This is a genomic window from Arthrobacter luteolus NBRC 107841 (assembly GCF_001552075.1).
Lineage (GTDB): Bacteria > Actinomycetota > Actinomycetes > Actinomycetales > Micrococcaceae > Arthrobacter_B > Arthrobacter_B luteolus.
In genome coordinates, this window is record NZ_BCQM01000001.1 from 61,518 (window position 1) to 74,370 (window position 12,853).

14 protein-coding genes are annotated in these 12,853 nt (G+C 67.3%); 3 read left to right on the forward strand and 11 right to left on the reverse strand.

Features of this window, described 5'->3' with window-relative positions; all coding sequences use genetic code 11:
* Positions 1-5: 5 nt before the first annotated feature.
* Complete coding sequence (locus AL3_RS00275) at positions 6-1,088, forward strand: ADP-ribosylglycohydrolase family protein (protein ID WP_066295430.1); 1,083 nt, start codon at positions 6-8, stop codon at positions 1,086-1,088.
* Positions 1,089-1,130: 42 nt separating this feature from the next.
* Here AL3_RS00275 and AL3_RS00280 read toward each other — a convergent pair whose 3' ends face one another.
* The 8 genes from AL3_RS00280 to clpS form a co-directional block, all read right to left on the reverse strand.
* Entirely contained in the window at positions 1,131-2,135 is a 1,005-nt protein-coding gene (locus AL3_RS00280; protein WP_066295431.1) for a 3'-5' exonuclease, read from the reverse strand.
* Between the two features lies 1 nt (position 2,136).
* Positions 2,137-2,823 carry a DedA family protein gene (locus tag AL3_RS00285; protein ID WP_066295433.1) on the reverse strand — a complete coding sequence of 229 codons (687 nt, stop codon included), beginning with the start codon at positions 2,821-2,823 and terminating at the stop codon, positions 2,137-2,139.
* Between the two features lie 101 nt (positions 2,824-2,924).
* Positions 2,925-3,569 carry an RdgB/HAM1 family non-canonical purine NTP pyrophosphatase gene (rdgB, locus tag AL3_RS00290; RefSeq protein ID WP_066295434.1) on the reverse strand — a complete coding sequence of 215 codons (645 nt, stop codon included), beginning with the start codon at positions 3,567-3,569 and terminating at the stop codon, positions 2,925-2,927.
* Complete coding sequence (gene rph / locus AL3_RS00295) at positions 3,566-4,333, reverse strand: ribonuclease PH (RefSeq protein ID WP_281352974.1); 768 nt, start codon at positions 4,331-4,333, stop codon at positions 3,566-3,568. The genes rdgB and rph overlap by 4 nt, the downstream gene beginning before the upstream one ends.
* Before the next feature lie 47 nt (positions 4,334-4,380).
* Complete coding sequence (locus tag AL3_RS00300) at positions 4,381-5,226, reverse strand: MBL fold metallo-hydrolase (protein ID WP_066295435.1); 846 nt, start codon at positions 5,224-5,226, stop codon at positions 4,381-4,383.
* The gene (gene murI / locus AL3_RS00305) at positions 5,223-6,197 is read right to left on the reverse strand and encodes a glutamate racemase (protein ID WP_066295437.1); all 975 of its coding nucleotides are present in this window, start codon (positions 6,195-6,197) and stop codon (positions 5,223-5,225) included. Before murI ends, AL3_RS00300 begins: the two co-directional genes overlap by 4 nt.
* A gap of 65 nt (positions 6,198-6,262) precedes the next feature.
* Entirely contained in the window at positions 6,263-6,826 is a 564-nt protein-coding gene (locus tag AL3_RS00310) for a DUF2017 domain-containing protein (RefSeq protein ID WP_066295439.1), read from the reverse strand.
* A gap of 31 nt (positions 6,827-6,857) precedes the next feature.
* Positions 6,858-7,166 (reverse strand): ATP-dependent Clp protease adapter ClpS, encoded by a 309-nt coding sequence (gene clpS, locus AL3_RS00315; protein WP_066295441.1) that lies wholly within the window; start codon positions 7,164-7,166, stop codon positions 6,858-6,860.
* A gap of 101 nt (positions 7,167-7,267) precedes the next feature.
* Here clpS and AL3_RS00320 point away from each other — a divergent pair, with 101 nt between their 5' ends.
* The gene (locus tag AL3_RS00320; RefSeq protein ID WP_083521407.1) at positions 7,268-8,602 is read left to right on the forward strand and encodes a nicotinate phosphoribosyltransferase; all 1,335 of its coding nucleotides are present in this window, start codon (positions 7,268-7,270) and stop codon (positions 8,600-8,602) included.
* Entirely contained in the window at positions 8,599-9,216 is a 618-nt protein-coding gene (locus tag AL3_RS00325; RefSeq protein WP_066295442.1) for a nicotinamidase, read from the forward strand. Before AL3_RS00320 ends, AL3_RS00325 begins: the two co-directional genes overlap by 4 nt.
* A 44-nt stretch (positions 9,217-9,260) precedes the next feature.
* Here the strand turns inward: AL3_RS00325 and AL3_RS00330 are convergent, their stop codons facing one another.
* From AL3_RS00330 to AL3_RS00340, 3 genes are all read right to left on the reverse strand, one after another.
* Positions 9,261-11,051, reverse strand: a complete 1,791-nt coding sequence (locus AL3_RS00330; RefSeq protein ID WP_066295443.1) for a DEAD/DEAH box helicase — start codon at positions 11,049-11,051, stop codon at positions 9,261-9,263.
* Complete coding sequence (locus AL3_RS00335; protein ID WP_083521330.1) at positions 11,048-12,463, reverse strand: MFS transporter; 1,416 nt, start codon at positions 12,461-12,463, stop codon at positions 11,048-11,050. Before AL3_RS00335 ends, AL3_RS00330 begins: the two co-directional genes overlap by 4 nt.
* A 69-nt stretch (positions 12,464-12,532) precedes the next feature.
* Complete coding sequence (locus AL3_RS00340; protein WP_066295446.1) at positions 12,533-12,844, reverse strand: DUF3039 domain-containing protein; 312 nt, start codon at positions 12,842-12,844, stop codon at positions 12,533-12,535.
* Between the last annotated feature and the right edge of the window lie 9 nt (positions 12,845-12,853).

The window sequence follows — 12,853 nt, forward strand, 5'->3', positions numbered from 1 at the left end:
GAGATGTGAAAGAATCCCCCGAATCAAGCGCCGGCGCGTCCGTAGACGCCGCTCATTTCCGGAACAAAGTCCACGGCTGCCTGCTCGGCGGAGCCCTCGGGGACGCCCTCGGCTACGCGGTGGAATTCGAATCGCTGGAGGGCATCAGGGACCGCTTCGGAGACACCGGGCTGACGGGCTTCAGCCAGCTGGCCGCTCCGGCTCCTGTTTCAGACGACACGCAGATGACCCTCTACACCGTGGACGGCCTTGTCGATGTGCTGCAGTGGGCCAACGACGGTGTCGGCGCCGATGAGACAGCCTGCCTGTGGCTCGCCTACCTGCGCTGGATGAAGACGCAGGGGCTGCAGCTTCCGGGCAATGCTCCCAACCAGCCGGACCGCTGGATCGACGGCCAGGAGGTCCTCCGCCACCGCCGGGACCCCGCCAATGCCTGCATCTCTGCCCTGATGACCGGAGAGATGGGAACCCGGTTCCGCCCGGTCAACCCGGATTCCAAGGAGAGCGGAGCCGTCACCCGCTCGGCACCCTTTGGCCTGCTGCCCTACGTCGCCGATGATGTCCTCTACCGGTTCAGCACCGACGGCGCGGCGCTCACCCACGGACACGCTTCTGCCCTCCACAGTGCTGCGGTCTTCAGCACGCTCATCCATGACCTGCTGCCCGAAGGTGCCACTCTGCAGGCTGCGGCGGAACAGGCGGTGGAGCGCGCCGCTGCCGGCGGTGTTCCGGAACTGACCGGCAGGCTCAGGGCCGCCGTCGCCCTCGCCTCTGAGCAGGACGTGGCGGCCGAACGCATGACCGAGGTTCTCGGTGAGGGCTGGGTCGCTGAAGAGACGCTGGCCATCGGACTCTTCGCGGCCCTGTCCGCACGGCGTGCAGGCACACCGGAGGCGCAGTTCCGGAAGGCGATGGCGGTGGCCGTGAACCACGACGGCGACAGCGATGCGACGGCGTCGGTTGCCGGCAACATCCTCGGCGCACTGTACGGCCTGGAAGCCCTGCCCCAGGAATGGATCCAGGCCATCGATGCTGCGGACACCGTGGAAAAAATGGCCCAGGCGCTGATCCGCGTCACTGTGGGCTGACTCCGGACCGGCTGGCCGGGGCTGCTGGCTCCCGGGAACTGGCTACTGGCTGCCGAGCGGCCAGGTTCCGCCGATCATCTGCAGGAATTCGGCCTCGGAGAGCACTTCGATCCGCTGGCCGCGTTCGTGCAGGTCCAGCACCCGGCGGGCCTTGCCGGTCACCCGGCCGTTACGCAGGTCCCCGGCTTCGAACCCGTCGCCGACCACCAGCACCGTCGTCGAGCGGGTCACGGCGCTGGCGGGGCGTGCCCCCAGTTCCGCTGCGCGGTCCTTCGCCTGCTGGCGCGGCATCCCCAGGTTGCCGGTAAACACCACGGTCTGGCCGAAGAGCGGGTGGCCCGGTTGGGCGGCAGGATTCGGTGGCGGATTGACCCCTTCGGACGGCCAGCTGTTCCAGCTCCCGGCAGTCTTCGCGGTTCCGGTGCCTCGTTCCAGCGCATCCCTTGTCGCCTTGGAGAGCGGGTCAATGCCGGGGCGGTAGGCCGGGGCATGGTTCGGCAACATGTTCTGTAAGGCGAAAAACTCCGCCAGCTCCGTGGCACCGGAGCGGCGGATAACGTCAATCATGATCCCGGCGCAGGCCCGTGCATCAGCGGTCGCGTCGTGGTGGTTTTCCAGCGGTACGCCGGCGGCCTCTGCCACGAAAGGCAGGGAGTGGGAGGGCAGCGAATAGGTCCGCCGGGAGAGCATAACGGTGCAGGCATAGTCATAGGCCGGACCGGGCAGGCCGGAGACTTCCAGGGCCGAGCGGATGACCCCCAGGTCGAAGGCCGCGTTGTGCGCCACGAGCAGGTCCTGCCCGATGAACGCGCCGATTTCCGGGAACAGCTCGCCGAACCGCGGCTTGCCCGCAACCATCGCGTCCTCGATGCCGTGGATGCCGGTGTTGCGCCGGTCAAAGAAGTCGTGGCCTTCCGGCGGCCGCATCAGCCAGGACGCTTCCTCGACGATCCTGCCGTCCCGGACCTTGCTCAGTCCCACCGAGCAGGGCGAGCCCCGGAAACCGTTCGCTGTTTCAAAGTCGATGGAGGTGAAATCCACGCCCACGTCAGGACTCGTCGGCCGTGCGCTGGGCCTTCCTCCGGCGGTAGGAACGGATTTTCACGGTGATGTACCAAATGGCGGCCACCAGGACGGCAACGATCACGATCTTCTGGAAGACCCCGGCGTACTCTTCGACGATGTGCCAGCTCTCGCCGAGGAAGTAACCGGCGAACACGAAGATGCTGTTCCAGATCAGGCTGCCGGCCGTGGTCAGGGCCATGAACTTGAGCACGGGCATTCTCTCGATGCCGGCCGGAATGGAGATGAGGGACCGGAAGATCGGGATCATCCGGCCGAAGAACACGGCCTTGTACCCATGCCGGTCGAACCAGGCCTCAACCTTGTCCACGTCCTCGATATCAACCAGCGGGACCTTGGCGACGATGGCGCGCATGCGGTCCCGGCCCAGCCAGGCACCCAGCCCATACAGGGCCAGTGCACCGACCATGGAGCCCAGGGTGGTCCAGATCAGGGCCGCCACGATCGAGAAGTTGCCCTGGCTGGCGGCGAAGCCGGCGAGGGGAAGGATAACTTCGCTGGGGAGTGGCGGAAAGAGGTTTTCCAGGGCGATGGCCAGGCCGGCACCAGGGGCGCCGATGGCTTCCATGATGTCCACGGCCCACTGGGCGACCCCTCCCAGGGCCGATCCGGAACTGGAGGGGTCAACTGAGGCGCTGATCAGGATACTCATATCGGAACCAATTGTGCCCTACTCCCCTGCCGGGCAAGAACGCGGCGGCGCGCCCCGGGTGCGGCCACCCGCAGATCACACCGCCGCGTCCGTGGCGCGAATCACTTTTCCGGGAGGGGCCGGCCTTCCAGAACCCGGACAATCGACGGCAGGAGTGCGCGGAACGCCTGACCGCGGTGGCTGATGGCGTTTTTCTCCGCATTGGTCAATTCAGCGCAGCTCCGCTCCTCACCCAGCGGCTGCAGGACCGGGTCGTAGCCAAACCCGCCGGCTCCGCGTGGGGAGGCCAGCAGGGTGCCGCGCAGCTCGCCGCGTTCCACCGTCTCTCCCGCCCCGGGAACCGCCAGTGCGGCAGCACAGATGAAAGCCGCACCGCGGTGCTCAGGGCCAATATCGGCCAGCTGGGCCAGCAGCAGCTCCAGGTTGGCGGCGTCGTCACCGTGGGCGCCTGCCCAGCGGGCGGAGAAGATCCCAGGCGCTCCACCCAGGACGTCCACGGCCAGCCCGGAATCGTCCGCGATGGCCGGCAGTCCGGTCGCCTCGGCTACGGCCCGGGCCTTCAGCAGCGAGTTGGCTTCGAACGTCACACCCGTCTCCGGCACGTCCGGGGCTCCGGCGGCCGCAGCGTCGATCACCTGGGTGTCGACGTCGAGGCCTGCAATCCGGCCGCGCAGCAGTTCGCGCAGTTCCCGCAGTTTTCCCTCGTTCCGGGTGGCGAGCACCAGCCGGGGTTCGACGGCGCTCACTGGCCTTCGAGGGTACGCCGCTGGATTTCAGCGAGCTGGGAGGTGCCGTGCAGGGCGAGGTCCAGCAGGGCATCGAGTTCAGCGCGGTCGAAGGGTGCGCCTTCTGCGGTGCCCTGGACTTCCACGAACTTGCCGCTGCCGGTCACCACCACGTTCATGTCGGTTTCGGCACGGACGTCTTCAACGTAGGGCAGGTCCAGCATGGGGACACCGTCGATGATGCCGACGCTGACTGCGGCCACCGTGTCCAGCAGCGGCTGGGAGCTGCGGGCAATCAGTTTGTTGTCCTTGGCCCAGGTCAGGGCGTCGGCCAGTGCCACGTAGGCTCCGGTGATTGCCGCGGTGCGGGTGCCGCCGTCGGCCTGCAGGACGTCGCAGTCCAGCACAATGGTGTTTTCGCCGAGCGCCTTGGTGTCGATGATCGAACGCAGTGAGCGGCCGATCAGGCGGGAGATTTCGTGGGTCCGCCCGCCGAGCTTGCCCTTGACCGATTCGCGGGCGTTGCGGGTGTTGGTGGCCCGGGGCAGCATCGCGTATTCAGCCGTGACCCAGCCCTTGCCTTCGCCCTTCAGCCAGCGGGGCACCCCGGCGGTCAGGGACGCGGTGCAGAGCACCTTGGTGCCGCCGAATTCGATCAGCGCCGATCCTTCGGCCTGGGTGGACCAGCCGCGCGTAATGGTGATGCTGCGGAGCTCGTCGGGGGCGCGGCCGTCGGCACGCAGCGGGGCGGCTGCGGACAGGGAGGAATTCGGGGCTGTAGTCATGAGCCCAGTCTATCGCCGCGCCAGGGGCGCCCCGGCGGGGCCGGTTTTCAGAGCGGCTGGGCGCGTTCGGCGGCCAGCGGCGGCGTGAAGGCGGATCCGACGTCGTAGGACACACCGGCGACGGCGACGGCGAGGTCGCCCTCGTAGGTTTCGCGGGCTTCCATCACGGCAGTGCGCACATCGTTCCAGACCGGAAGGTGGGTCAGCAGCAGGCGCCGGGCGCCGGCAGCGGTTGCGGCTGCGCCGGCGCGCTTGCCGGTCAGGTGCACGCCCTTGATGGCGTCGTCCCGGCCTTCCTGGAAGGCCGCTTCGCACAGGAAAACGTCGCTGTCCCGGGCAGCTTCCTCCAGTCCGGGGCAGCTGTCCGTGTCCCCGGAGTACGCCAGCGAGCGGGTGACTTCGGTTCCGTCCTCCGTTTTCACGGTGGCTTCCACCCGCAGGGCGTACGCCTCGTCAGCCGGGTGGCTGACCGGGTACGGAGTCACGGTGAAGGGTCCTATCTGCACCGGTTCCCCGGCCGTCCAGGTATGGAACTCGAAGTCTTCGTGCATCCCGGGATCGGGGTCGAGGCCGTAGGCCACCGCGATCCGGTCCGCTGTGGCGGAAGGCCCGAACACCTTGACCCGGTCCCGGTTCCAGCCGGTCGGGTCCCAGTGAACGGCCACGTGCAGCCCGCACAGGTCCATGAAATGGTCCGGATGCAGGTGGGTGATCAGCACCGCGTCGATGTCGCGGAGATCCATATAGCGCTGCAGGGTGCCCAGCGAGCCGTTGCCCAGGTCCAGCAGGATGCGCCAAGTGCGTTCGCCGTCGTCTGCGGTCACCAGGTAACAGGAGGCCGGGGACGCCGGGCCGGGAAAGGAGCCGGAGCAGCCCACGATTGTCAGTTTCATCGCGTTCCGTTCCGCAGGGTGCCGGGCGCTGTGCGTTTCCGGGCCTGTTGACGCGCTGCGGCAATCATTTCCGGCGTAATCCGGGCCAGGACGCCGGTGGGATACCGGGCGGCCACGGAATCGGCATGCTCGACGCGCAGGACTTCGGGGCCGAGGAAACGCCGGGCAAGGAGTTCAAACGAAGCTGCGTCGCCGGTGGCCACGAAACGGTGGTTAGGCGGCGTCGCCGTTTCCCGCGCCAGACCGTGCGTGAGCAGGGACCGGTAGACGTCTTTGGCGGTTTCCTCGGCACTGGACACCAGGGTGACGCCGTCGCCCATCACGTAGGAGATGACGCCGGTCAGCAGCGGGTAGTGCGTGCAGCCCAGGACCAGTGTGTCGACGCCGCGTTCCTTCAGCGGGGCCAGGTACTCCTCAGCCACCTCAAGCAGTTCCGGACCCGCGGTGACTCCGGCTTCGACGTATTCCACGAAGGCGGGGCAGGCTACAGAGGACACTTCCAGATGCGGCGCAGCGGCGAAGGTGTCGTCGTAGGCCCGGGAGCCCACGGTGGCCGCGGTGCCAATGACGCCGATGCGTCCGGTCCGGGTGGCTGCGACCGCGCGGCGCACAGCCGGCTGGATCACCTCGATCACGGGGATGCCGTAGCGGCCGGTGTAGCGTTCCCGGGCGTCGCGCAGGACGGCGGCGGAAGCGGAGTTGCAGGCAATCACCAGCAGCTTCACTCCGGCGTCCACCAGCTCGTCCATCACACCCAGCGCGAAGGCGCGGACGTCGGCGATGGGCAGCGGACCGTAGGGGCCGTTCGCGGTGTCCCCGACGTACAGGATGGATTCATTCGGCAGCTGGTCGATGACCGCACGGGCCACGGTGAGGCCGCCGACGCCGGAGTCGAAAATGCCGATCGGCGCGTCAGTGGTCTTCGGCAGGGCGTCCAGCAGCTGCGGGCTGCCCGGGTGGTCAGAGCTCATGATGTATCGACAATAGTCCCCGGCTGCGGCCGGGCGCATCAGGAGGCCCGTGGCCTTTGTCACACTCAGTCGCCGGGCAGGGTGTCCAGCAGTGCCTTCATCAGGGTTTCCTGCAGCCAGGTGGCGAAGTTGTAGACCAGGGCCAGGTAATCGTCGACGTCCTGGGCGTCGGAGGGCTCCGTAATGGAGTGCAGCGCCTCGGCGTCCTCGTCCGTGGCCAGCCCCAGCCTCGTCCCGAGCACCAGCCGGACGTCGTTCAGCGCCCGCCCAAAGTGCCTGGCCTGCTCGGCATCCAGGTGCAGCGGACTCGATTCCAGCGCCATGGATGCGGCCCGCAGGGCGCCGATCTTCCCCTCCCGCAGCGACCGCTCGGTCAGCCGGCGGAACTCCAGGGCGTCGTCGTCGCTGCCCTGGACGCCGTCCGGCAGCAGCCGCAGCAGCGCTGGATCCCCAGGCACTTCGGCGCTGCTGTCCAAGCCGACCAGCGCGGCGAGCGGGTCTTCGTGCGACGGGGTCTCGGGCTCAAGCATGCCGGCCACGTCGGCGAACAGGCCGCGGAGCAGGTCCCGCTCCCCCGGCTCCAGCGTGGCGGTGATGCCCTTGCGGGTGAGCTTGAATCCGGTTGTCAAAAGGGAAATCTCCTGTGAATTGGCTGCCCTGCTAGGGCTGGTCGGCTTTCTGGAACGTGGCCCAGAGACCATAGGAGTGCAGCGCCAGCGTGTGGCGTTCAGCTTCCTCCCGTGAGCCCGTGGCGACGACTGATTTGCCGTCATGGTGCACCTGCAGCATCAGCTTGTTGGCTTTGGCTTCCGAGTACCCGAAATAGCTCTGGAAAACGTAGCTGACGTAGCTCATCAGATTCACCGGATCGTTCCAGACAAGCACCACCCACGGGACATCGCTGAAGGTCAGTTCCTCGGTCCGGGAGTCAGTTTCTGTCCCGGTACCCGGGAGGGTGGCAACGCTCATGGTGCCAATTGTAGTTTGGTGCCGGCGCGCAGGTGCGACGCCGGCAACCCGGGGAGACTTCCGATGCGGCCGGTCCGGGGCGGCGGGTTAGAGTTTTGGGTGTGAACAGTCCCATCGCGTGGCAGCACCCCAACACTGCCCTGTACACCGACCATTACGAGCTGACGATGCTCCAGGCCGCGCTCCACGCCGGCACCGCCGGCCGACGGTCGGTCTTCGAAGCCTTTGCCCGCAAGCTTCCCGACGGCCGCCGCTACGGCATCGTTGCCGGAACCGGCCGGCTGCTGGAGGCGCTGCCCCACTTCCGTTTCGAGGAGCCCCAGCTGGAGTTCCTGGGGTCAACCGGCGTCGTCGATGACCAAACGCTCGCCTGGCTGGCGGACTTCCGGTTTACCGGCAGCGTCCACGGCTATGCCGAGGGCGAGGCTTACTTCCCCGGTTCCCCGATCCTGCAGGTGGAAGCCAGCTTCGGTGAAGCCTGCATCCTGGAAACCCTGATCCTCTCGATCCTGAACCACGACAGCGCCATTGCCTCCGCCGCTTCACGGATGAGCCGCGCGGCCCGCGGACGGCCGTGCATTGAGATGGGCTCCCGCCGCACGCATGAGGAAGCTGCCGTCGCTGCTGCCCGCGCCGCGGTGATCGCCGGATTCGACAGCAGTTCCAACCTGGAAGCAGGCCGCCGCTACGCACTGAAGACGGTTGGCACTGCCGCGCATTCCTTCACCCTGCTGCACGACTCCGAGGTTGCAGCCTTTGAAGCCCAGACGGCTTCCCTGGGGCTGGGCACCTCGCTGCTGGTGGATACGTACGACGTCGAGCAGGGCGTCCGTAACGCCGTCGCCGTGGCGGGAAACAAGCTGGGAGGTGTCCGGCTGGATTCCGGCGACCTGGTCACCCAGGCCCAGTGGGTCCGTGAGCTCCTGGATGACCTGGGCAATACCTCGACCCGGATCATGGTGACTTCGGACCTGGATGAATACGCCATTGCTGCGCTGGCTTCCGCACCGGTGGATGCCTACGGAGTGGGTACCTCCCTGGTGACCGGCTCCGGCGCACCCACGGCGGGCCTGGTCTACAAGCTCGTCAGCCGTGAAGGTACGGACGGTAACTTCGTCTCCGTGGCCAAGGCGGCCAAAAACAAGGCTTCCCTGGGCGGACGCAAGTTTGCCCTGCGCCGGCTGGATTCCCGCGGACGTGCCGTCGCGGAGGTCGTGGGCGTCGACACCAAGCCTGCCGATGACGGCAATGACCGCGAACTGCTGACCACGTTCGTTTCCGCCGGTACTATCCAAGAGAGCTGGACCGGCCCCGCCGCCGTCGTCCGTGCCCGGCAGCGCCACGACGCTTCGCTCGCGGAACTGCCGCCTTCCGCTCACCGGCTGCAGCGCGGGGAGCCCGTAATCCCGACCGAATTTGAGGAGGAAACCCGATGACCCGTGCACTGATAGTGGTTGACGTCCAAAACGATTTCTGCGAAGGCGGCAGCCTCTCCGTTCCCGGCGGAACCGACGCCGCCGGGGAAATCAGCGACTACATCGAGTCCTCCCGTGACCGGTACAGCGCGGTCGTCGCCACCCAGGACTGGCACATCGAACCGGGCAGCCACTTCTCCGACAATCCGGACTTCCGCGATTCCTGGCCGGTGCACTGTGTGGCAGGAACCCATGGTGCGGCGCTGAACCCGGACCTGGACACGGAATTCGTTGATGCCTACTTCCGCAAGGGCCAGTATGAGGCCGCCTACTCCGGCTTCGAAGGCGTCCTCGCCCCGGACGTGGAAGTGCCGCTGGGTGAACCCGACGCCGAGCCGATCCGCGATGCGGACTCGGTCAGCCTCGATGACTGGCTGCGGGACAACGGCATCGATGAAGTCGTGATCGTGGGCCTGGCAACCGATTACTGTGTCAAGGCAACCGCGCTCGACGCTATCGCCGCGGGCTACGACACCGCCGTCATCCCCGACCTGTGCCGCGGCCTGGACCGCGTGGACGTGCGTGCCGCGCTCGATGAGCTCGAGGACGCCGGCGTGGAACTCCTGGACCTCTAACACCTGGAGCGCAAACCGCAGTGCGGACAGGGCACTGCGGAACGCTATTTGCGGCCGATGAACCAGTCCTGGAGCTTTTCCAGCCGCTTCTGCAGCTGCTCTTCGTTGGCCTGGGCGACAGCCGGGCCGCCGCAGATCCGGCGCAGTTCGCTGTGCACCATACCGTGCGGCATACCGGAGCGGGCCGACCAGGCGGAAACATTTTTCGCCAGCTGGCCGCGCAGTTCGGTGAGCTGGCGGTGGTCGACCACTGAGGGCAGCTCCTCCGGCACGGTTTCCCCAGGCTTGCGCCGGCCGCGCCGCGACAGCTGTTCATGCTGGCGCTGGCGCAGCAGCGTGGTCACCTGGTCCGGGTCCAGCAGGCCGGGAATACCGAGGAAGTCCTGCTCCTCCTCGCTGCCCAGCTCGCCGCCGGTGCCGAACTCGCCGCCGTCGAACAGCACGCGGTCGAAGGATGCCTGGGACTCGAGGGCCTCGAACTTCTGCTTCTGCAGCTCACCGGAGGCTTTCTCCTCCCGGTTCGCGGCCTCCATCAGCGAGTCGTCGAGCCCAAAGCCCTCTTCCTCCAGATGGTTCTCCGGCCGGTCCAGGGCGTGGTCGCGGGCGACTTCCATCTCGTTCGCAAGGATCATCAGGGTGGGCACGGACGGCAGGAACACTGACGCCGTTTCGCCGCGCTTGCGGGCTCGCACGAAGCGTCCCACCGCCTGGGCAAAAAACAGGGGCGTCGCCGTCGACGTGGCATAAACACCGACGGCGAGGCGCGGCACGTCGACGCCTTCGGACACCATACGGACCGCCACCAGCCAGCGCTGGGTTCCGGCAGAAAACTCGTCGATCTTGTCTGAGGCCTTGGCATCGTCGGACAGAATCACGGTGGGAGACTCCCCGGTGATCTTCTTCAGCTGGCCGGCATAGGCACGGGCATCTTCGTGGTCCGTGGCAATGACCATCGCCCCGGCGTCGGGAACCGTCCGCCGGACTTCGCTGAGCCTCCGGTCCGCTGCCGCCAGCACAGCCGGGATCCATTCCCCGGCCGGGTTGAGGGCTGTGCGCCAGGCATGGGCAGTGATGTCCTTGGTGACTGCGGCTTCGCCAAGCGACGCCGCCATTTCCTCACCGGCGCTGGTCCGCCAGCGCATCTGCCCGGAATACGCCATGAACATCACGGGCCGGACCACGTGGTCCTTCAGGGCCTGGCCGTAGCCGTAGGTGTAGTCGGCCTTGGAGCGCCGGATCCCGGCGCCGTCCTCCTGGTACTGCACGAACGGAATGGGCGCCGTGTCGGAGCGGAACGGGGTTCCGGTCAGCGAGAGCCGCTTGGTGGCAGGCTCAAAAGCTTCCCGGATGCCGTCACCCCAGGACAGGGCGTCGCCGCCGTGGTGGATCTCGTCCAGGATCACCAGTGTGCGGGCAGCTTCGGTCTTGGCCCGGTGCAGCATCGGTTTACTGGCCACCTGGGCATAGGTGACCGCAACGCCGATGAACCCGTGGCCGTGCCGGCCGTCCGCGTTCTTGAAATTGGGGTCGAGGGCCAGGCCCACCCGGGCGGCCGCATCAGCCCACTGCCGTTTGAGGTGATCGGTGGGCGCAACGACGGTGATCCGGTTGACGATGCCGCGGTCCACGAGCTCCGTAGCCACCCGCAGGGCGAAGGTCGTTTTACCGGCACCGGGGGTCGCGACGGCAAGGAAATCGCTGTCATTCTTGGCGAAATACTTTTCCAGTGCTTCGGCCTGCCATTGCCGCAGCTTCGGAGCCGTCCCCCAGGCCGCGCGTTCAGGGTAGGCAGGGGGCAGGGCTGTTCCGCCGCCGAAAAGTGTATCGGGACTCACGCTTGGGAAGGCACCTTTCCGGTACTTGGTCGAACAATTGCACTGCGGATCCCGGCTGCCGTACCAATGACGGCGAAAACAGCCAGGAACAGCCACATCACGGCGAAGGACGTTCCTTCCTGGGACGTCCCGGGCTGGGCGAGGACAGCGAATAGTGCGCCGCCCACGGTGGTTCCTGCCACGGCACCCACCTGATCGGACAGCTGCAGGGACGCCGAGTTCCTGCCGCGGTCGGCCGCTGAGGAGGCGTCCAGGACCATCACCGAGGTGCTGGACAGGGCCGCTCCCATCGCTACTCCGGCCAATGACCAGACAATAACCAGCAGCCAGAACGGAGCCTGGGCTCCGGCCAGCAGGCCGGTGCCGCCCACCGCGAGGGCAAGAAGGCCGGATCCGCCGGCCAGCAGCAGGTAACGCCGCCGGGTGATCCTCGCCTGCACGAAAGCTCCAATGGCCCAGCCTACCGCGCCGACCGTCAGCGCGATTCCGGCCGTGGCCGGGCTCACGCCGTAAACGGCCAGGAGCATCACGGGCATAAAGGCTTCGGCGGCAACGAACGCTGCGTTGATCAATCCGCGTGTCGCAATCACCGAGGGGAGCCCGCGCCGCAGCCACAGCGTGCCCGCCGGAAGCAGCGCCACCAGCGCGGCCGCGGCGGCAGCGATTCCGGCCGCGGTGACGGCAAGGGCAGCCGCGGATCCGGTTGATGCTGCCGCGTTTCCGGCCCACTGCGCGGCAAAGACTCCGGCCGCGAGGAAGATCCCCCACAGCCCCCGCCGCCGGCCCAGGGCCCGGTCCAGGGCAGGGTTGTCCGGTGCCCCGAGGTGCCGCACGCGCGGCCAGACCAGTGCCGCGGCAACCAGCACGATGGGAATCGCGACGGCGAAGACCCAGCGCCAGCTCACATACTGCGCCAGCAGGCCGGCTGCCAGCGGCCCGATCATGGAGGGAAGAATCCACGCCGCGGAAACCCAGCCAAAGACCACTGGCTGCAGCTTCGAGGGATATACCTCGCCGATGATCACATACAGCGCCACCACCATGGCGCCGCTGCCCAGTCCGGACACCGCCCGGCCCGCGGTGACCTGCCAGAACTCGCCGGCCAAAGAGGACATCACCAGTCCCGCGACCAGCAGCGCCATACCCGCCACCAGCGGGCGGCGCGGCCCCTCGGCGTCGCACCTGGAGCCGGCCAGGACAGAACCCAGCAGGGACGCGGTGAGGAACATGGAGAACGCCAGGCCGTAACCGGTTCCGCCGCCCAGTTCCTCGGCGACCACAGGCATCGCCGTCGTAACGGCCATGGCTTCGAAGGCCGCGCACGTCACGATTGCGATCACGCCCAGGGTCAGCGGACGGTACGCAGCGGACATGGCGCCCGCAGGCCGGCCCTCGGGCAGGGGATCACTCATGGAGGCATCGGGACTTACTGCCGTCTCACAGGTTCGACGGCGACGAAGGGCTTTCGGGGCAGGCTGCGGCTACTTGTCGCCGGAGTCCTTACCTGGACGAAGGCCTTCGTAGATTTCCTTGCATTCCGGGCAGACCGGGAACTTCTTGGGATCGCGTCCCGGGGTCCAGACCTTGCCGCAGAGGGCGATCACGGGTTCACCCGAAAGGGCGGATTCCATGATCTTTTCCTTGCGGACGTAGTGCGAGAACCGTTCGGCGTCTCCGGGTTCAACGAGTTCACGCTGCTCTTCGCGCTCAATGACGGCGGTGGAAGAACCGCTGTCCGCCCGGCGCATTGGATCGGATTCGAAGGGATCAGGAGGCAGAGTCATGCAACCCATCTTAGTACC

Bases quoted from the DNA above. Each gene is read 5' to 3' on its own strand.
- AL3_RS00285 (WP_066295433.1), bottom strand. From the start codon at position 2,823: ATGAGTATCCTGATCAGCGCCTCAGTTGACCCCTCCAGTTCCGGATCG.
- rph (WP_281352974.1), bottom strand. From the start codon at position 4,333: ATGACTACAGCCCCGAATTCCTCCCTGTCCGCAGCCGCCCCGCTGCGT.
- AL3_RS00300 (WP_066295435.1), bottom strand. From the start codon at position 5,226: ATGAAACTGACAATCGTGGGCTGCTCCGGCTCCTTTCCCGGCCCGGCG.
- murI (WP_066295437.1), bottom strand. From the start codon at position 6,197: ATGAGCTCTGACCACCCGGGCAGCCCGCAGCTGCTGGACGCCCTGCCG.
- clpS (WP_066295441.1), bottom strand. From the start codon at position 7,166: ATGAGCGTTGCCACCCTCCCGGGTACCGGGACAGAAACTGACTCCCGG.
- AL3_RS00325 (WP_066295442.1), top strand. From the start codon at position 8,599: ATGACCCGTGCACTGATAGTGGTTGACGTCCAAAACGATTTCTGCGAA.
- AL3_RS00335 (WP_083521330.1), bottom strand. From the start codon at position 12,463: ATGAGTGATCCCCTGCCCGAGGGCCGGCCTGCGGGCGCCATGTCCGCT.
- AL3_RS00340 (WP_066295446.1), bottom strand. From the start codon at position 12,844: ATGGGTTGCATGACTCTGCCTCCTGATCCCTTCGAATCCGATCCAATG.